This is a genomic window from Streptomyces poonensis (genome assembly GCF_014650915.1).
GTDB classification, from domain to species: domain Bacteria; phylum Actinomycetota; class Actinomycetes; order Streptomycetales; family Streptomycetaceae; genus Streptomyces; species Streptomyces poonensis.
Map to the genome: position 1 here is coordinate 167,881 of NZ_BMVW01000017.1, position 18,536 is coordinate 186,416.

17 protein-coding genes and 1 pseudogene are annotated in these 18,536 nt (G+C 71.8%); 9 read left to right on the plus strand and 9 right to left on the minus strand.

All coding sequences use genetic code 11. From position 1 onward, the window contains the following. The first annotated feature begins 57 nt into the window (after nucleotides 1–57). Together IE242_RS31250 and IE242_RS31255 are read left to right on the plus strand one after the other, a co-directional pair. Nucleotides 58–948 carry a sterol desaturase family protein gene (locus IE242_RS31250; RefSeq protein ID WP_189865302.1) on the plus strand — a complete coding sequence of 297 codons (891 nt, stop codon included), beginning with the start codon at nucleotides 58–60 and terminating at the stop codon, nucleotides 946–948. Then, nucleotides 834–1,712 (plus strand): annotated as a pseudogene (locus IE242_RS31255) (lysoplasmalogenase). The gene IE242_RS31250 and the pseudogene IE242_RS31255 overlap by 115 nt, the downstream one beginning before the upstream one ends. Here the strand turns inward: IE242_RS31255 and IE242_RS31260 are convergent. The 3 genes from IE242_RS31260 to IE242_RS31270 all read right to left on the minus strand — a co-directional run bounded on the left by IE242_RS31260 (nucleotide 1,612) and on the right by IE242_RS31270 (nucleotide 5,831). Continuing rightward, entirely contained in the window at nucleotides 1,612–2,688 is a 1,077-nt protein-coding gene (locus tag IE242_RS31260) for a CopD family protein (RefSeq protein ID WP_229859677.1), read from the minus strand. The pseudogene IE242_RS31255 and the gene IE242_RS31260 overlap by 101 nt on opposite strands. A gap of 99 nt (nucleotides 2,689–2,787) precedes the next feature. Continuing rightward, nucleotides 2,788–4,170, minus strand: coding sequence for a CoA transferase (locus IE242_RS31265; protein ID WP_189865305.1), 1,383 nt, complete (start codon nucleotides 4,168–4,170; stop codon nucleotides 2,788–2,790). A gap of 122 nt (nucleotides 4,171–4,292) precedes the next feature. Next, entirely contained in the window at nucleotides 4,293–5,831 is a 1,539-nt protein-coding gene (locus IE242_RS31270) for a S8 family serine peptidase (RefSeq protein WP_189865307.1), read from the minus strand. Between the two features lie 474 nt (nucleotides 5,832–6,305). Here IE242_RS31270 and IE242_RS31275 point away from each other — a divergent pair, with 474 nt between their 5' ends. From IE242_RS31275 to moaA, 3 genes are all read left to right on the plus strand, one after another. Next, nucleotides 6,306–6,662: a DUF485 domain-containing protein gene (locus IE242_RS31275; RefSeq protein WP_189865309.1), complete on the plus strand. Its 357-nt coding sequence runs from the start codon at nucleotides 6,306–6,308 to the stop codon at nucleotides 6,660–6,662. Next, a complete protein-coding gene (locus tag IE242_RS31280) occupies nucleotides 6,659–8,293 on the plus strand; it encodes a monocarboxylic acid transporter (RefSeq protein ID WP_189865311.1) in 1,635 nt (544 codons plus the stop codon). Before IE242_RS31275 ends, IE242_RS31280 begins: the two co-directional genes overlap by 4 nt. A gap of 212 nt (nucleotides 8,294–8,505) precedes the next feature. Beyond that, entirely contained in the window at nucleotides 8,506–9,495 is a 990-nt protein-coding gene (gene moaA / locus IE242_RS31285) for a GTP 3',8-cyclase MoaA (protein ID WP_229859678.1), read from the plus strand. A 1-nt stretch (nucleotide 9,496) separates the two neighbouring features. Here moaA and IE242_RS31290 read toward each other — a convergent pair whose 3' ends face one another. After that, entirely contained in the window at nucleotides 9,497–9,745 is a 249-nt protein-coding gene (locus tag IE242_RS31290) for a hypothetical protein (protein ID WP_189865313.1), read from the minus strand. A 244-nt stretch (nucleotides 9,746–9,989) separates the two neighbouring features. Further along, complete coding sequence (locus IE242_RS31295) at nucleotides 9,990–10,373, minus strand: DUF3099 domain-containing protein (protein ID WP_189865315.1); 384 nt, start codon at nucleotides 10,371–10,373, stop codon at nucleotides 9,990–9,992. A gap of 247 nt (nucleotides 10,374–10,620) precedes the next feature. Between IE242_RS31295 and IE242_RS31300 the strand changes: the two genes are divergently transcribed. Further along, complete coding sequence (locus IE242_RS31300; protein ID WP_189865317.1) at nucleotides 10,621–10,896, plus strand: GlsB/YeaQ/YmgE family stress response membrane protein; 276 nt, start codon at nucleotides 10,621–10,623, stop codon at nucleotides 10,894–10,896. A 142-nt stretch (nucleotides 10,897–11,038) separates the two neighbouring features. On the opposite strand, the gene tyrS is transcribed toward IE242_RS31300, so the two are convergent. The 3 genes from tyrS to IE242_RS31315 all read right to left on the minus strand — a co-directional run bounded on the left by tyrS (nucleotide 11,039) and on the right by IE242_RS31315 (nucleotide 15,383). Then, nucleotides 11,039–12,307 (minus strand): tyrosine--tRNA ligase, encoded by a 1,269-nt coding sequence (tyrS, locus tag IE242_RS31305; RefSeq protein WP_189865319.1) that lies wholly within the window; start codon nucleotides 12,305–12,307, stop codon nucleotides 11,039–11,041. A 161-nt stretch (nucleotides 12,308–12,468) separates the two neighbouring features. Next, the gene (locus IE242_RS31310; RefSeq protein WP_189865321.1) at nucleotides 12,469–13,863 is read right to left on the minus strand and encodes a metallopeptidase TldD-related protein; all 1,395 of its coding nucleotides are present in this window, start codon (nucleotides 13,861–13,863) and stop codon (nucleotides 12,469–12,471) included. Beyond that, entirely contained in the window at nucleotides 13,860–15,383 is a 1,524-nt protein-coding gene (locus tag IE242_RS31315; protein ID WP_189865323.1) for a TldD/PmbA family protein, read from the minus strand. Before IE242_RS31315 ends, IE242_RS31310 begins: the two co-directional genes overlap by 4 nt. A gap of 317 nt (nucleotides 15,384–15,700) precedes the next feature. Here IE242_RS31315 and fabG point away from each other — a divergent pair, with 317 nt between their 5' ends. The 3 genes from fabG to IE242_RS31330 all read left to right on the plus strand — a co-directional run bounded on the left by fabG (nucleotide 15,701) and on the right by IE242_RS31330 (nucleotide 17,814). Next, entirely contained in the window at nucleotides 15,701–16,405 is a 705-nt protein-coding gene (gene fabG / locus IE242_RS31320; RefSeq protein ID WP_189865325.1) for a 3-oxoacyl-[acyl-carrier-protein] reductase, read from the plus strand. A gap of 5 nt (nucleotides 16,406–16,410) precedes the next feature. Beyond that, nucleotides 16,411–17,178, plus strand: a complete 768-nt coding sequence (fabI, locus tag IE242_RS31325) for an enoyl-ACP reductase FabI (protein WP_189865327.1) — start codon at nucleotides 16,411–16,413, stop codon at nucleotides 17,176–17,178. 180 nt (nucleotides 17,179–17,358) lie between these two features. After that, nucleotides 17,359–17,814, plus strand: coding sequence for a hypothetical protein (locus tag IE242_RS31330; protein ID WP_189865330.1), 456 nt, complete (start codon nucleotides 17,359–17,361; stop codon nucleotides 17,812–17,814). 23 nt (nucleotides 17,815–17,837) lie between these two features. Here IE242_RS31330 and IE242_RS31335 read toward each other — a convergent pair whose 3' ends face one another. Further along, nucleotides 17,838–18,530, minus strand: a complete 693-nt coding sequence (locus IE242_RS31335; RefSeq protein WP_189865332.1) for a FadR/GntR family transcriptional regulator — start codon at nucleotides 18,528–18,530, stop codon at nucleotides 17,838–17,840. Between the last annotated feature and the right edge of the window lie 6 nt (nucleotides 18,531–18,536).

Sequence of the window (18,536 nt, forward strand, 5' to 3'; positions counted from 1 at the left end):
AATACTTGTGGGTAACAGCCTCTGGCCGCAGCCCTACGGCGGCCCTACGGTGCATCCATGCCGAACCTGCCCGATGTCGTGCTGTGGTCGATACCCGCCTTCGTGCTGCTCACCGTCGTCGAGATGGTGAGCGTGCGCCTCCACCCCGACGAGGACGCGGCCGGGTACGAGGCGAAGGACGCTGCGACCAGTGTCGGCATGGGGCTGGGGAGCCTGTTCTTCGACTTCCTGTGGAAGATTCCGATTGTGGCCGTCTACACGGCGGTGTACGAGCTGACGCCCCTGCGGGTGCCCGTGCTGTGGTGGACCGTTTCGCTGATGCTGCTCGCGCAGGACTTCTTGTACTACTGGTCCCACCGCGGTCACCATGTGATCCGCATCCTGTGGGCCTGTCATGTCGTGCACCACTCCAGCCGCAGGTTCAACCTCACCACCGCGCTGCGGCAGCCCTGGACGAGCTGGACGGTGTGGCCGTTCTACGTTCCGCTCGTCGCCCTGGGCGTGCACCCCGCCGCGCTCGCGTTCTGCTCCTCCGCGAACCTCGTGTACCAGTTCTGGATCCACACCGAGCGCATCGGAAAGCTGCACCGTGCCTTCGAGTTCGTCTTCAACACGCCCTCCCACCACCGCGTGCACCACGCCTCCCAGGGCAGCTACCTGGACCGCAACTTCGGCGGGATCCTCATCGTCTGGGACCGTCTCTTCGGCTCGTTCGTGGCGGAGACCGAGCGGCCGGTCTACGGGCTGACGAAGAACATCGACACGTACAACCCGCTGAAGGTCGCCACCCACGAGTACGTCGCCATCGCCAAGGACCTGAGAGCCGCCGGGACATGGTGCGAGCGCGTCGGACATGTCTTCCGCGGGCCCGGGTGGCAGCCGGAACGGCCGGTGCCGCCAGAGCGGTCCGAGCGGCCGGTGCCGCCGGACGCGGAACCGGTCGTGTGAAAGGTGTCGGTACGGCGGGCACCGCGCGCGTGACGCTGCTCCTCTTCGTCCTCGCCGCCGCCGTCGACCTGGGCTCCCGGGCCGTCGGTTCCGCGGCGGGCCACGCCGTCGTCAAACCGCTGCTGATGCCGTTGCCGGCCGCCCACGTCCATGCCCGGGGCGGGCCGGCCACTGGTCGCGGCGCTGCTGTGCGGCTGGGGCGGCGACGTCCTGCTGCTGTCCGACGCCGGACCGGCGTTCCTCGCCGGGATGGGCTGCTTCGCCGCCGGGCACGGGTGCTACCTGCTGCTCTTCGGCCGGTACGGCTCGGCCCGCCTCCCCCGCGCGCGTACGGCACTGCTCGGGGGCGCGTACGGTACGGCCCTCGTCGTGACGGTCGCCCTGCTGTGGCCCGGTCTGCCCGCGGGGCTGCGTCTCCCGTCGCCGGATACAGCCTGCTGCTGACGGCCGTGGCCTTCGGGGCGCTCCGGCTCGGGCCCGTGGCAGCCCTCGGCGGCTTTCTCTTCCTGCTGTCCGACACGCTCATCGCGACCGGTGTCGCCGAGTGGCCGCGGCTCCCGCGGCCCGATCTCTGGGTGATGCTGACCTACCTGGCGGCCCAGTACCTGCTGGCCCGGGGCGCGCTGTGGACCCTCGGCGCGCGGGCCGTGCCGCGCGCGGACCTCACCAGCGGATCGGTACCGGCAGCGTCGTCAGCACCGCCGACACCGCGACGACCAGCCCCAGCACCACGACCTCCGCGCGCGCGGGGGAGCAGGCGGTGAGCGGATCGCTCGCCCGGCTCAGGCGCACGCGGGCCACCAGCGCGAGCGCGGCGACGACGACCACCAGGAGCACCTTGGCGAGCAGGGCACGCCCGTACGCGGTCGTCGTCAGCTGCTCCAGGACCGTCTCCGGCGGCATGCGGCGCAGCGTGCTGCACAGTCCGGTCGCGGTGAGGGCGGCCAGCGGAACGGCCGCCACGCGCGCGTAGAGCCCCAGCAGCGCGGCGCTTGCCTCAAGGGGGTGCTCTCCGCGCGTGCCGCGCCAGTGGTGCAGGGTGCGCAGGACGTACAGCAGCCCGCCCGCCCACAGGGAGGCGCACATGACGTGGAGGAACGTCAGTCCGCTGCCCACCAGCGGGCTGTGCTCCGTCGGGGGGTGCGCCCGCAGCGCCTCCGCGACGGCGATCGCGGCCAGCGGCCACACCTGCGTGGCGGGGCGGCGCGAGAGGGCGCACAGGCCCGCCGCGACGAAGGCGTCGACCTCCAGGAGGGCGAGCCTGCCGTCCCGGGTCTCGTACAGGCCGCCCACGTCGATGTCGGCGATGTCGGCCGGCACCAGGTTGCCGGTGGCCACGACCGAGGCGAGACCGAGCGCGGCGACGCATCCGGCGGCGGCCGCCCAAGGGGCCCAACTGCGCGGTGTGCTGAGGGGCGCTCCCGGCAGGCGGCGCACCAGCCGGGCCGCGAACAGCTCGCCCGCCGGGACGCAGAGGGCGGCGAACAGGACGGTACGCAGCAGGGCTGTGCCGCCCGCGCCGGGGGCCGCCGCCTCTCCCGTGCCGTCCAGCGCGGCGCGTGGCCCCAGCATCGACATCAGCCCGGCGACGGTCACCAGGACGAGTACGGCGACGGCCCGGGTGAAGCCCCGGCGCGCGGCGCGGGCCGGGGCTGTGGCGGCCGGACCGGCCGCCCCGTCCTCCCGGGAAGCGCTCCCGTCACCCCCGCCCGCGTCGGCCGTCGGTCTCATCAGGCTCACCCCAGCACTTCACGTTGCCACAGAACCGGGCAAGTCCCGGAAAACAACTGGACGTACGCCATTCCATCCATGAGGTACGGGCCGGACCGCGGGAACCACTCAGGCCCAGCGGGCCTCGTCCGCCCCCCAGGGCCCGGGTGGCCGCGTCCAGTCGCCCGGCCCTCCCGCGAAGGACACGGGCGGCAGCGCGTACCGCAGCCGCCCCAGCGGGCTGTCGGTGGCGGCGAGGTACGGGTCGGGCCGGTCGTACACGAGGCCGTGCCCGGAAAACCCGGCACCGTCCACGGCGCCGCAGGTCAGCCACGCCGCCGTCCGTGCCAGCGCCAGCCGGACGAGCCGGGTGCCGCCCTCCTCCAGCCGCTCGGTGAGGCACCGCAGCACGGCTGCGGCCAGCAGGTAACCCGTGCCGTGGTCCAGGGCCTGGGCGGGCAGCGCGCCCGGCCGTCCGGGCGCCCCCTCGATGACCGCTGTCCCGGTGGCGGCCTGCACGAGGCTGTCGAAGCCGCGCCGTCCGGCCCAGGGACCGTCCGCGCCCCACGCGGACAGCTGCGCCACCACGAGTCCGGGCCTGCGTTCCGCCAGCGCCCCGGCACCGAGCCCGTACCGGTCCAGGGCGCCGGGCCGGTAGCCGGTGACCACGACGTCGGCCCCGGCGAGCAGCTCCTCGAACGTGCGCCGGTCGGTACGGTCGCCCAGGTCCAGCACGGCCGACCGCTTGCCGAAGCCCGTGTCGGCGTGCTGGTCGGGCAGTTCGGGCAGCCCGCGCGCGTCCACCCGCAGGACGTCGGCGCCCAGCAGGGCGAGGGTCCGGGTGGCGACGGGGCCCGCGGTCACCCGGGTCAGGTCCAGGACGCGTACGCCGGCCGCGGGCAGCCCCGCGCTCCCCGTCAGCCGCCTGCCCGGACCCTCACCGATGACCTCGCGGCGCACCAGCGGCCCCGCGGCGGCCGCCCGCCCCTGCGCGTGACCGGCCCACTCCCCGGGCGTGCGCACGGCCACCGCGAGCCCTCCGGCGGCGTGCACGGTGTCCTCGGTCTCCCGCGCGGACCGCTCGGCCAGGCACCTTCCGAGATCCTCGGCCGACGCGTCAGCGGCGAGCCCGAGCGCCCCCAGCAGCCGTGCCTGGTGGTGGGGATAGTTCGCGTGCGTCCGTACCCAGCCGTCCGCCGTCGGCCAGAACCGCGACAGCGGGGCGAAGGGGGCCGTGCGCCGCCCGTCGACCGTCAGGTGCCGTTCGCTCACGAAGGCCGTGGCGACCGCCCCGTCGTCCACCCGGACCTCCGGCACCTCCGCCCGCCCGGCCCGCCGCGCCCCCAGTTCGGCCGCGGCCAGCCCGCACGCCCCCACACAGGCCCGTGCCAGCTCGCGGACGGGCAGCACCGCGGGCAGTGCCCCGTGCCGCGCGACGACCGAGACCCGCGCGAGCAGCTCCGGCGCGCCGCCCAGCGCCTTCCACGCGTACTCCGTACTCACAGCGGTCATGGACGCACTGTGCACTCACAGCGGTCATGGACGCACTGCGCACTCGGAGCACTCATGGACGCACTGCACGAGCGGGCCGGACGGTATGCACCGCCCGGCCCGCAATCATGGTCCCGCTCCGTCTACTTGACGGCCTTGAGCGCGTTCACGATGCCGTACCCGTAGAACCCGTTCACGCGGTCGCCGCCCTCGCACACCGCGTCCTGCGTGCCGTCGCCGTTCTGGTCGTACGACTCCGGGCAGCCCGGGTTGTCGGCCTGTGCCTTCAGCAGCGCCTGCAGCGCGGCGCCGCTCGCCCACGGGTGCTCGGACTTCAGCAGCGCGGCCACCGCCGCGGCGTGCGGCGACGCCATCGAGGTGCCCTGGAGGTACGCGTACTCGTTGTTCGGCATCGTGGACAGGATGCGGCCGTTCTTGGACGGGGTGTCCGGGGTCTGGTAGCGCCCGTCGCCGCCCGGCGCCGCGACGTCGACGACGCCGTTGCCGTACGTGGAGAAGTACGACTTCTCGCTCTTCACGCCCGTCGAGCTGACCGTGACGACGCCCGGGAGCTGGGTCGGCAGGTCGAGGCACTCGCTCGGGTCGATGGTGCGCTCGACCGGCGTGCTGTCGTCGGGGCTGGTGTCGTCGAGGATCGCGTCCGAGGCCAGGTCGTGGGACTCGTTGCCCGCCGCCGCAACGTGCAGCAGGCCCTTCTTCTGGCCGTACAGCTGGGCCCGGTTCACCGCGTCGACGATGGCCCGCTGGTCGGGGTCGTCCATGCAGTTGTAGAGCCACGGGTCGACGTAGTAGCTGTTGTTCGTGATCTCCACGCCGTGGTCGGCGGCGAACATGAACGCGCAGACGACGTTCTCCGGGTAGAACAGCCCGTTGTCCGGGTCGCTCACCTTGATGCTGGAGACCTTCACGCCCGGGGCGACACCGGCCACGCCGACGCCGTTGCGGGCCGCGGCGATCTCACCGGCCACGTGTGTGCCGTGGTAGTCGCCCGCGGTGTACGGGCGCCAGGCGCCCTCGCTGGTGTCCGCGACGCCGCCGACGCAGTTGGCCGACTGGGACGCGGAGAAGTTCGCGGTGAGGTCCGGGTGGGTGTCGTCGACGCCGGTGTCGATGACGGCGACGGTGACCTTCTTGCTGCCGGGGTTGATCTTCGCGGCCTGGTCGGCGCCGATCGCCCGCAGGTCCCACTGGTCGGCCTCGAGCGGCTCGCTGTCGGGCGTCTTCGCCGAGGCGGCCTCGACCTTGGCCGCTTCGGCGGCCGTCAGGTAGTCCGCGGAGCCCTCGTCCGTCGTCCCGGCGGCGACCAGCGGCGTGGTCCGGGTGGCGCCCGCGGACTGCACCCCGCGCGCCGTGCGGATCTGCGGGCCGAAGTCCGGGTTCGCCGAGTGGACGACGATCACGCCGATCTTGTCGTACGTGGTGACGACGGTGCCGCCGGCCTTGGCTATCGCCTTCTTCACGGAGGCGATGGTGCGCTTGTCCGTCCTGGTGTTGACGACGTAGGCGAGCTCCGAGCCGTCCGCGGCCGCCGCGGTGGACGAGGTGGCCGGGGCCGACGGCGCGGCCGAGGCGATGCCCGGCAGGAAGCCGAGCGAGGCGGTGAGCGAGAGCGCGACCGGCACGGCCAGGGCGAGACGGCGTCTGGAAGGCAGATGAGCCATGGGATCTCCACATCATCCGGAACGGGGACCGGCCGGCGGCACGGAGGCTGGCCGGGCAGGTACATGACGGGGTGGTGCAGGCCGAAGCTATCTCTCGTTCTCCCTGACCAGCAATGATTTCCGGGGACCCGGCCCGAAGAATAGGGAGACCCCTCACTCCCACCCGTACGGGACCACCCGGTGAGGACTCGCGCGAGGCACGGTGAGGACTCCTGTGACGACTCGCGAAAGAAGTGTGGCGCGGTTGAACCGGTCCGCGCGCCGCGCCGTGACGTTGAGCAGGGAGCACGAGCACCGTCGAGCCCCTGTCGGATCAGGCCCCGGGCACCTACCATCGCCACCCGGCGCATGTGATCCACATCACCGTGAGGATGTTGAGCCGTCATGTCCGTATCCGACCCGTCCCCGTCCCCGTCCCCGGGAACGCCCCCGCCCACGGGGGCGACCGCCGTACCAGCAATGCGAGGAGAGTCCGTGGCAACCGACGCACCGCCCCCTTCGAAGGCAGAGCACCGGCTTCCTCCCACGGAGGAGTTCGTCCGGGTCCAGGAGAGCGCGGAATTCGGTGAACTGCGCCATTCCTACCGGTCCTTCGCCTTTCCGCTGACCGTCGCCTTCATCGCCTGGTACCTGCTGTACGTCCTGCTCTCCAACTTCGCGGGCGACTTCATGGGCGCCAAGCTCTTCGGCAACATCAACGTCGCCCTCGTGTTCGGCCTCGCCCAGTTCCTCACCACGTTCCTGATCGCCTGGTGGTACTCGCGGCACGCCGCGACCAAGCTCGACCCCAAGGCGGAGGCCATCAAGTCCCGGATGGAGAACGGCGCATGAGTTCCGTGCAGCACGTACAGCAGACCTTCCTCGCGGCGAACGAGGCCAGCGAGCACCGGACGCTGATCATCTCGCTGTTCGCGGCGTTCGTCCTCGCGACCCTCGCCATCACCATCTGGGCGGGCCGGCAGACCAAGGACGAAGCGGACTTCTACGCGGGCGGCCGCCAGTTCAGCGCCTTCCAGAACGGGCTCGCGGTCTCCGGCGACTACATGTCGGCCGCGTCGTTCCTCGGCATCGCGGGCGCCATCGCCATCTTCGGCTACGACGGCTTCCTCTACTCCATCGGCTTCCTCGTCGCCTGGCTGGTGGCCCTGCTCCTGGTGGCCGAGCCGCTCAGGAACTCCGGCCGGTACACCATGGGCGACGTCCTCGCGTACCGCATGCGCCAGCGCCCGGTGCGCACCGCGGCCGGCACCTCCACGATCGTCGTCTCGATCTTCTACCTGCTGGCCCAGATGGCGGGCGCGGGCGTCCTCGTTTCGCTGCTGCTCGGCATCACCTCCGACGCGGGCAAGATCCTCATCGTCGCCCTCGTCGGCGTCCTGATGATCGTGTACGTCTCCATCGGCGGGATGAAGGGCACCACCTGGGTCCAGATGGTCAAGGCCGTGCTGCTCATCGGCGGCACCCTGCTGATCACCTTCCTGGTGCTGCTGAAGTTCGACTTCAACATCTCCGATCTGCTCGGCACCGCGGCCGAGAACAGCGGCAAGGGCGCGGCCTTCCTGGAGCCCGGCCTCCAGTACGGCGCCACCGCCACCTCCAAGATCGACTTCATCTCCCTCGGCATCGCCCTCGTCCTCGGCACCGCCGGTCTGCCGCACATCCTGATCCGCTTCTACACGGTGCCCACGGCCAAGGCCGCGCGGAAGTCCGTGAACTGGGCCATCGGCATCATCGGCGCCTTCTACCTGATGACCATCGCCCTCGGCTTCGGCGCCGCCGCCCTGATCTCCCAGGACGAGATCATCGAGTCCAACCCGTCCGGCAACACGGCGGCCCCGCTGCTCGCCCTGCACCTCGGCGGCGTCGACTCGGCGTGGGGCGCGGCCCTGCTCGCCACCATCTCGGCGGTGGCCTTCGCGACGATCCTCGCCGTCGTCGCCGGCCTCACCCTCGCCTCGTCCTCGTCCTTCGCCCACGACATCTACGCCAACGTCATCCGCAAGGGGCAGGCCACCGGCGCCGAGGAGGTCCGCGCGGCCCGCTGGGCGACCGTGTTCATCGGCATCGTCTCCATCGCGCTCGGCGCCCTCGCCCGCGACCTCAACGTGGCCGGCCTGGTGGCCCTCGCCTTCGCGGTCGCCGCCTCCGCCAACCTGCCGACCATCCTCTACAGCCTGTTCTGGAAGCGGTTCACCACCCAGGGCGCGCTGTGGTCGATCTACGGCGGCCTGATCGTGGCGGTCGGCCTGGTGCTCTTCTCGCCGGTCGTCTCGGGCGACCCCAAGGCGATGTTCCCCGACGTCGACTTCGCCTGGTTCCCGCTGAAGAACCCGGGCATCATCTCCATCCCGTTCGGCTTCCTGATGGGCTGGCTCGGCACGATCCTGTCCAAGGAGGAGCCGGACTCCGGCAAGTACGCCGAGCTGGAGGTGCGTTCCCTCACGGGCACCGGCGCCCACTGAGCCCGATCCCACCGGTGCTCCGGCGGCCAACGGCCGTGTCGCAGGCTCCCGTACGACGCCGCACCCCGCGGTACGGCGTCGTACGTCCCTACGACACGGCCGTGCCGTGTCTCGTGGGATCGGGCCGCGGGCGTTGTCGGTCCCGTCGCGTAGGCTCGCAAGTGCCGGAGAACAGATGATCCGCTCCGATCACTCCGAGGGAGGGGGCCGACGTGCTCATCGACACCTACGGCCGGGTGGCCACCGACCTGCGGGTCTCGCTCACCGACCGATGCAATCTGCGCTGCACGTACTGCATGCCAGAGGAGGGCCTGCAGTGGCTGGCCAAGTCCGAGCTGCTCACCGACGACGAGATCGTCCGCCTGATCGGCATCGCGGTGACGTCCCTCGGCGTCGAGGAGGTCCGCTTCACGGGCGGTGAGCCCCTGCTCCGCCCCGGCCTGGTGGGCATCGTGGAGCGGGTCGCCGCCCTTCAGCCGCGCCCCCAGATGTCCCTCACCACCAACGGCATCGGCCTCAAGCGCACGGCGACGGCCCTGAAGGCGGCCGGCCTGGACCGGGTGAACGTCTCCCTGGACACCCTGCGCCCCGACGTCTTCAAGACCCTCACCCGCCGGGACCGCCACCACGACGTCCTCGAGGGACTGGAGGCCGCCCGCGACGCCGGCCTGACCCCCGTCAAGGTCAACTCGGTCCTCATGCCCGGCCTCAACGCCGACGAGGCCCCCGACCTGCTCGCCTGGGCCGTCCAGCACGACTACGAGCTGCGCTTCATCGAGCAGATGCCGCTGGACGCCCAGCACGGCTGGAAGCGCGACGGCATGGTCACCGCCGGAGACATCCTCACCTCGCTGCGCACCCGCTTCCACCTCACCGAGGAGGGCGCCGGCGAGCGCGGCTCCGCCCCCGCCGAGCGCTGGCTGGTGGACGGCGGCCCGCACCGCGTCGGGGTGATCGCCTCGGTCACCCGCCCGTTCTGCGCGGCCTGCGACCGTACGCGGCTCACGGCCGACGGCCAGATACGCACCTGCCTGTTCGCCCGCGAGGAGACCGACCTGAGGGCGGCGCTGCGTTCGGGCGCCCCCGACGAGGAGATCGCCCGCATCTGGCGGCTCGCGATGTGGGGCAAGAAGGCGGGCGCCGGGCTGGACGACCCCTCCTTCGTCCAGCCGGACCGGCCCATGTCGGCGATCGGGGGCTGAGCTACGCCCGGTCCTCCTCGGGCGTCTGCCACTCCGTGAGCTTCACGACGTCCTTCAGGAAGCCCCGTACACCCAGGAACTGCGACAGGTGCTCCCGGTGCTCCTCGCACGCGAGCCACGTCTTGCGGCGCTCCGGGGTGTGCAGCTTCGGGTTGTTCCACGCGAGCACCCAGACGGCGTCGGCGCGGCAGCCCTTGGCGGAACAGATGGGGGAGGAAGGGTCGGAGCCGGGGACGTTGAGGAGGTTCACACCTCGACCCTAACGCGCGCGGGAGCCGGTCGGTCCCTGCCCCGGACCCGCCCCAAAAGGCGACGCCGAGCAGCCACGGGGGGAGCTGCCCGGCGTCGGTCTTGTCGCTCCGACGGGGGATGCGGAGCGCCTACGAAGTATGTCACGGGGAACCCGCTGCCCGGGACCGGAACAGCATGATTGATCTGAGCTTTTCTTGAGCTCCGCGTGCGGCCCGATTCCGTTTCCGCCGGATCGCCGGAGGTCAGGCGCGCTCCCTCGGCTCGCCGGATCCGGCTTTCGGGTCGGCCGTCAGGTCCTCCGGAGCGGATTCCGCGTGATCGTCCGCCTGCGTCGGCGCGATCATCGGACGCATGGGTGCCGACACGAATGTGGACGGAAGGGAGGGCACATTCTCCCGGCCCGCGTTGGCGATCACCACGGCGACATAGGGGAGGATCATCCCGAGCACCAGGGCGACGATCGAGACGTGCCGTTCGACGTTCCACAGGAGGGCCGCCGCGATCACCGACAGGGTACGGACCGACATCGAGATGACGTACCGCCGCTGCCTGCCGCGCACATCGTCGGCCAGCCCCTGCCGGGCCCCGGTGATCCGGAAGACCTGGCCGTTGCTCTGCTTCCGCATCACGTTCCACCACCCGCCCCGCGTCGGACACTCCCCGCCCCGTGAACCGGTCCGAACCCGGTCGGGGAGACAGGTCCGGACGAACACCACGTTACGCCGCGCCTCAGCCGCCCACGAGACCGGGGCACCTCCCACCAGGAGCGGAAGTGCCGCGCCGCACCGCGCAGGGACCGCCCGACGTGCGCCGTTCCGCGCACCGGCCCACACTGGACCTGATGCTCACTTCGAGCAGTACGAGGAGGCAACCATGGGCTGGTTGTGGGCGATCATCGTCGGATTCGTGCTGGGCCTGCTGGCCAAGGCGATCATCCCGGGCAAGCAGCACAGTCCGCTCTGGCTGACCACCGTCTTCGGCATCATCGGAGGCATCATCGGCAACGCGCTCGCCCGGGCCTTCGGCATCGCGGCCACCCCGGGCATCGACTGGGGCCGCCATGTGCTCCAACTCGTCGCGGCCGTCGTCATCGTGTTCCTGGGCGACATGGCGTACATGGCGCTGCGGGGCAACAGGCAGCGAGCCTGAAACGAACAGCCCGCGCCCCTTCCGGGGTGCGGGCTGTGACCTTGCGCGGCCCAGCTGCGCCAGGGCGCCCCGCGTACGGTGACGGATGTGGGCCCGCGCACGGAAACGGCGCGGGCCCACACCGGCGAACCCAGCGGAGCGCCTACGCTCCGGCGACCTCCACCGCCGCCAGGTTCTTCTTGCCCCGGCGCAGCACCAGCCAGCGGCCGTGCAGCAGGTCCTCCCGGGCGGGGACGGCGTCCTCGGCGGTGACCTTCGCGTTGTTCACGTAGGCGCCGCCCTCCTTCACCGTCCGTCGCGCGGCCGACTTGCTGGGCGCCAGGCCGGTCTCCGCGAGGAGGTCCACCACGGGCGCGAGCTCGGTGACCTGGATGTGCGGCACCTCGGAGAGCGCGGCCGCCAGCGTCCGGTCGTCGAGCTCCGCGAGCTCGCCCTGGCCGAAGAGGGCCTTGGACGCGGCGATCACGGCGGCCGTCTGGTCGGCACCGTGCACCAGGGTCGTCAGCTCCTCGGCGAGCGCGCGCTGCGCGGCGCGGGCCTGCGGACGCTCCTCGGTCTGCCGCTCCAGCTCCTCCAGCTCCTCACGGGACCTGAAGGACAGGATGCGCAGGTAGCGGGAGACGTCCCGGTCGTCCGTGTTCAGCCAGAACTGGTAGAACGCGTACGGCGTCGTCATCTCGGGGTCGAGCCAGACGGCGCCGCTCTCGCTCTTGCCGAACTTGGTGCCGTCCGCCTTGGTCATCAGAGGCGTCGCCAGCGCGTGCACCGTGGCGTCCGGCTCCAGCCGGTGGATCAGGTCCAGGCCGGCCGTGAGGTTGCCCCACTGGTCGCTGCCGCCCTGCTGGAGCGTGCAGCCGTACCGCCGGTAGAGCTGGAGGAAGTCCATGGCCTGGAGGAGCTGGTAGCTGAACTCCGTGTAGCTGATGCCCTCGGAGGACTCCAGGCGCCGGGCGACCGACTCTTTCGTCAGCATCTTGTTGACGCGGAAGTGCTTGCCGATGTCGCGGAGGAACTCGATCGCGGAGAGGCCCTGCGTCCAGTCGAGGTTGTTGACCATGACCGCGGCGTTCTCGCCCTCGAAGGACAGGAACGGCTCGATCTGGCTGCGCAGCCGCCCGACCCAGCCGGCGACCGTCTCCGGCGAGTTCAGCGTGCGCTCCGCGGTCGGGCGCGGGTCGCCGATCTGCCCCGTCGCGCCGCCCACCAGCGCCAGCGGCCGGTGACCGGCCTGCTGGAGCCGGCGCACGGTGAGCACCTGCACCAGGTGGCCCACGTGCAGGGACGCCGCGGTCGGGTCGAAGCCGCAATAGAACGTGACGGGACCGTCCGCGAGCGCCTTGCGCAAAGCGTCCTCGTCGGTGGACTGGGCGAAGAGCCCGCGCCACTTCAGGTCGTCGACGATGTCCGTCACGGTTCTCGTTCTCCTTGGATGATCTTCGAGGCGGTCTGCATGACCACCGCCTACGAGGTTATACGCCACCGCCGACAGAGCTCACGGCGTTATCGGCCCGGCGACCGGCCGGACCCGTCACGCGGCCGGGGCACCCGTGCCCCGGCCGGCGGAAGCCCGCGTCACACGCCCTGGCTCACCGAGCTCATGTTGAAGTCCGGCACGCGCAGCGGCGGCATCGCGGCCCGGGTGAACCAGTCGCTCCACTCGCGCGGCAGCGTCTTCTCGGAGCGCCCGGCCTCCGTCGCCCGGCCCAGCAGGTCGACCGGCGACTCGTTGAACCGGAAGTTGTTCACCTCGCCGACGACCTCGCCGTTCTCCACCAGGTACACGCCGTCGCGGGTCAGCCCGGTCAGCAGCAGCGTGGCGGGGTCCACCTCGCGGATGTACCACAGGCAGGTCAGCAGCAGCCCGCGCTCGGTGTTCGCGACCATCTCCTCCAGGGAGCGGTCCTCGCCGCCCTCGAGGACGAGGTTGCCGAACCCGGGCGCCACCGGCAGCCCGGTCAGCGCCGCGCTGTGCCGGGTGGTCGTCAGGTGCTTCAGCACGCCCTCGGCGATCCACTCGGTGGCCCCCAAGGGCAGCCCGTTGTCGAACACCGAGGCGTCGTCGCCGGAGGAGTGGGCGAGCAGGAAGGGGGACGACTCCAGCCCCGGCTCGTACGGGTCGCTGCGCAGGGTCAGCGGCAGCGCGGTCAGCTTCTCGCCGATGCGCGTCCCGCCGCCCGGCTTGGAGAACACCGTCCGGCCCTCGGCCGCGTCCCGGGCCGCCGCCGACCACATCTGGTAGATGAGCAGGTCCGCCACGGCGCTCGGCGGCAGCAGCGTCTCGTACCGCCCGGCGGGCAGTTCGATCCGGCGCTCGGCCCACGCCAGCCGCCGGGCCAGCTCGGTGTCCAGCGCTCCCGGGTCGACGTCCTTGAAGTCCCGCGTCGAGCGCCCGGCCCACGCCGAGCGCGTACGGTCCGGGGACTTGGCGTTGACCTCCAGCGTCCCCTTCGGCTGGTCGTGGCGCAGACGCAGCCCCGTCGACGTCCCCAGGTAGCTGGAGACCATCTCGTGCAGGGCGAACCCGTACAGCTCCCGGCCGCCCTCCCGCGCGCGGGCGAACGCCTCGCCCAGCGCGGGCGCGAAGTCCGCGAACACGGCGGAGGACGTCTCGGCGGGCGCGTCCGTGAAGCCGGGCGACCGGGGCACTTCGGTGACGAGGGGCTGCGCGTCCTCGGCGGGCCCGGCCGCGCGCGCGGCGTCCTCCGCGGCCCGTACCAGCGGCTCCAGCTCGTCGGCGGTGACGCCGGACCGGGACACCACTCCGGAGGCCGTCCCCTCCTTGCCGTCGACGGTCGCGACGACCGTCAGCGTGCGTCCGCGCGTGACGCCGTTGGTGGTCAGCGCGTTGCCCGCCCAGCGCAGATTGGCCGTCGAGTGCTCGTCGGCGATCACCACGCAGCCGTCGGCCCGGGACAGTTCGAGGGCGCGCTCGACGATCTCGTGCGGCTTGTTCGTACGCGCGGTCATCGGCCCGCCTCCTGCGTGGTGTTCAGTATGTTGACGCCCTTGAAGAGGGCCGACGGGCAGCCGTGGGACACGGCGGCGACCTGGCCCGGCTGGGCCTTGCCGCAGTTGAAGGCGCCGCCCAGGACGTACGTCTGCGGGCCGCCGACCGCCGCCATCGAGCCCCAGAAGTCGGTGGTCGTCGCCTGGTACGCGACGTCCCTCAGCTGACCGGTGATCCGCCCCTTCTCGATCCGGAAGAAACGTTGCCCCGTGAACTGGAAGTTGTACCTCTGCATGTCGATGGACCACGACCGGTCACCGACGACGTAGATGCCGCGGTCGACGCCCCCGATCAGGTCCTCGGTCGACAGCCCGCCCGGATCGGGCCGCAGGGAGACGTTGGCCATGCGCTGCACCGGCACATGGGCGGGGGAGTCGGCGAAGGCGCACCCGTTGGACCGCTCGAAGCCCGTCAGCTTCGCGATACGGCGGTCGAGCTGGTAGCCGACCAGGGTCCCGTCCTTCACGAGGTCCCAGCTCTGCCCCTCGACGCCCTCGTCGTCGTACCCGACGGTCGCCAGCCCGTGCTCGGCGGTGCGGTCACCGGTGACGTTCATCAGCTCCGAGCCGTACCGCAGCTTGCCGAGCTGGTCGAAGGTGGCGAAGGAGGTGCCCGCGTACGCGGCCTCGTAGCCCAGCGCCCGGTCCAGCTCCGTGGCGTGGCCGATGGACTCGTGGATGGTCAGCCACAGGTTGGACGGGTCGACGACCAGGTCGTACACGCCCGCCTCGACGCTCGGCGCGCGCATCTTCCCGGCGAGCAGTTCCGGGATCTGTTCGAGCTCGCTGTCCCAGTCCCAGCCGGTGCCCCTGAGGTACTCCCAGCCGCGGCCGACCGGCGGCGCGAGGGTCCGCATGGAGTCGAACTCGCCGCTGGCCCCGTCGACCGCCACCGCGGTCAGCTGCGGGTGCAGCCGGACGCGCTGCTGGGTGGTCACGGTGCCGGCGGTGTCGGCGTAGAACTTGTTCTCGTGCACGGTGAGCAGCGAGGCGTCCACATGACTGATCCCGTCGGCCGCGAGCAGCCGCGCGCTCCACTCGGCCAGCAGCCCCGCCTTCTCCTCGTCGGGCACGGTGAACGGGTCGATCTCGTACGACGACACCCAGGTCTTCTCGGCGTGCACGGGCTCGTCGGCCAGCTCCACGCGCTCGTCGGACCCCGCCGCCTTGATGACCTGCGCGGAGAGCTTGGCCATGGCCACCGCCTGCGAGGCGACCTTCGCGGCGCCGTCCATGGTCGGGTCCACGCCGGACGCGAAGCCCCATGCCCCGCCGTGCACCACGCGCACCGCGTACCCCAGATCGGTCGTGTCCGACGACGCGGCCGGCCGGGCGTCCCTGAGCCGCCACGAGGCGCTGCGCACCCGCTCGAGACGGAAGTCCGCGTGCTCGGCCCCGAGCGCCCGCGCGCGGGCGAGTGCGGCGTCGGCCAGGGCCCTCAGCGGCAGTGCCAGAAATGACTGATCGATCTCATGGGGCACGGGTGACATTCCCTTCGCGGTGTCCGCCTCTTGTGGCCCTCTTGTGGCCGTCGAGCGCAGTGAATCATGTCCCGGGGCCGCGTCGATCGGAAAAGCGCACAAGGCGGGCGCGGCAGCGTCGCGGAGGTACGGGCGGGCCTCGTCAGGGCGGGCCGGTCCGGGCGCGTCGACTGTAGGGACCCGACAGTGAGTCCCCTGTGCCACTGTCGGTGCCCGATTGTCCGGACGGCTGGGCGGACCGATAGGTTTTCGGGGAAACCGCCGTACGGCCGGGTGGCCGTCGCAGGCGGGCAGACCGCTATCGAAAGGGTGATCCGTTGAGCCGCTCGGTTCTCGTCACCGGAGGAAACCGGGGCATCGGCCTCGCCATCGCCCGGGCGTTCGCCGACGCCGGCGACAAGGTCGCGATCACGTACCGTTCGGGCGAGCCCCCGGCGGGCTTCCTGGCCGTCAAGTGCGACATCACCGACACCGAGCAGGTGGAGCAGGCCTACAAGGAGATCGAGGCCGAGCACGGCCCGGTCGAGGTCCTCGTCGCCAACGCCGGCGTCACCAAGGACCAGCTCCTGATGCGGATGAGCGAGGACGACTTCACGTCCGTCCTCGAGACCAACCTCACCGGCACCTTCCGGGTGGTCAAGCGCGCCAACCGCGCCATGCTGCGGGCCAAGAAGGGCCGCGTCGTCCTGATCTCCTCGGTGGTGGGGCTCCTCGGCTCGGCCGGGCAGGCCAACTACGCCGCCTCCAAGGCCGGGCTCGTCGGCTTCGCGCGCTCCCTGGCCCGCGAGCTCGGCTCTCGCAACATCACCTTCAACGTCGTCGCCCCCGGCTTCGTCGACACCGACATGACCAAGGTGCTCACCGAGGAGCAGCGGTCGAAGATCGTGTCGCAGGTGCCGCTCGGCCGGTACGCGCAGCCCGAGGAGATCGCCGCGACGGTGCGGTTCCTCGCCTCGGACGACGCTTCGTACATCACTGGAGCCGTCATCCCCGTTGACGGCGGACTGGGAATGGGTCACTGATCACCATGAGCGGAATTCTCGAGGGCAAGCGCGTCCTGATCTCCGGTGTGCTGATGGAGTCCTCCATCGCCTTCCACGCCGCGAAGCTGGCCCAGGAGCAGGGTGCGGAGATCATCCTGACCGCGTTCCCGCGGCCCACGCTGACCGAGCGCATCGCCAAGAAGCTGCCCAAGCCCACCAAGGTCGTCGAGCTCGACGTGAGCAATGACGAGCACCTCGGGCGCCTGGCCGACATCGTCGGCGAGGAGCTCGGCGGCCTCGACGGCGTCGTGCACTCCATCGGCTTCGCCCCGCAGGACGCGCTCGGCGGCAACTTCCTCAACACGCCGTTCGAGTCGGTGGCGACCGCCATGCACGTCTCGGCGTTCTCGCTGAAGTCGCTGACCATGGCCTGCCTGCCGCTGATGCAGAACGGCGGCTCGGTCGTCGGCCTCACCTTCGACGCGCAGTTCGCCTGGCCGCAGTACGACTGGATGGGCCCGGCCAAGGCCGCCCTGGAGGCCACCAGCCGCTACATCGCGCGCGACCTGGGCAAGCAGAACATCCGCTGCAACCTCATCTCCGCCGGTCCCCTCGGCTCCATGGCCGCCAAGTCCATCCCGGGCTTCAGTGAGCTGGCCTCCGTGTGGGACAGCCGCTCCCCGCTGGAGTGGGACCTCAAGGACCCCGAGCCGGCCGGCCGCGGCATCGTCGCCCTGCTGAGCGACTGGTTCCCGAAGACCACCGGCGAGATCATCCACGTGGACGGCGGCCTGCACGCGATCGGCGCCTGACCGCCGCAGATCTCCGCGTACGGCGCCGGATCGGCCGTACGCCCTCGACGCCCCGTTTCCGCAGCGTGCGGAAGCGGGGCGTCACCCGTTCGGAGCAGCAGACCGGGCGTCCGGCCCCCTCTACCACGCACGCTGGAGACACGCACCGCCCCGCAGCCGTACGGCCCAGGAGGTCCCGTTGTGCGCCCGTCCCGCAGCCTCGCCCCGGTCTCCGCGGCCGCCGCGCTTCCCCTGCTCCTCCTGATGACCCTGCCGTGCGCGGCCGTGCCCCACGCGCGCGCGGGGCACGGCGAGTGGCACGCGCGCGTGGTGGACGGGCCGCCGCAGGCCCGTCTCGTGGAGGGGCCGCCGTACGCGCGCGTGGTGGACGGGCCGCGTGTCCGGCCGAAGCCGTTCGGGGCGGAGTGCCGGACCGCTGTCGACGGCTCCCGTGCGGTGGCGTACTGCCACAACCCCCATGCGGACGCCGATCGCGTCCGTCTCCACGTGGAGTGCGAGCGCTGGTGGGACATCGACACCGACGGCCCGCCGGCCGAGGCGGGCCCGGCCCGCACCGTACGGCTGACCGGGCGCTGCTGGCAGGAGGTCCGCTCGGTATGGGTCAGCCACGAGCGGCAGCGGCAGCGGCAGCGGTAGCGGCGCGCCGCGGCGACAGCGCGTCAGCCGGTGGCGGTGCCCTGCGGGCGGCCCGGACGGCAGACGAGCGGATAGCCCGCGGCCCGGGCGGCGGCGGCCTCCGCGTCACCCGCGCGGATCGCGTCGACCAGCAGGGCGTGCTCCATGTACGTCTCCGGTGCCAGCCGCTCGCCGACGTCCCCGCGCAGCCAGTCCCGCAGAACCTCGCCCAGGTCGGCGTACATCGCTGTCATGGCGTCGTTGTGGGACGCGGCCACCACCGCCATGTGGAAGGTCGCGTCGGCTGCCACGAAGGCCTCCCGGTCGCCCGACTCCCACGCCTGGTCGCGCCGGACGAGAAGCGCGTCGAGCTGTTTGAGGTCCTTCTCCGTGCGCCGCGCCGCCGCCAGCTTCGCGGCGCTCGACTCCAGGGCGGACCGCAGCTCGGCGATGTCGTTGGGGTCGGCGTCCGCGAAGCGGCGGTGCATCACGCCGGCCAGCTCGCTGGTCGCCACGACGAACGTGCCGGAGCCCTGCCGGATGTCCAGCAGGCCGTTGTGCGCCAGCGCCCGGACCGCCTCGCGGACCGTGTTGCGGGCCACGCCCAGCTGTTCGACCAGCTCGGGCTCGGTGGGGATACGGGAGCCGACCGGCCACTCGCCCGAGGTGATCTGGTTCCGCAGCGCGGCGATGACCTGCTCGGACAGGGCCGAACGGCGGGGGTGGCTCAGCGGCATGGCGAC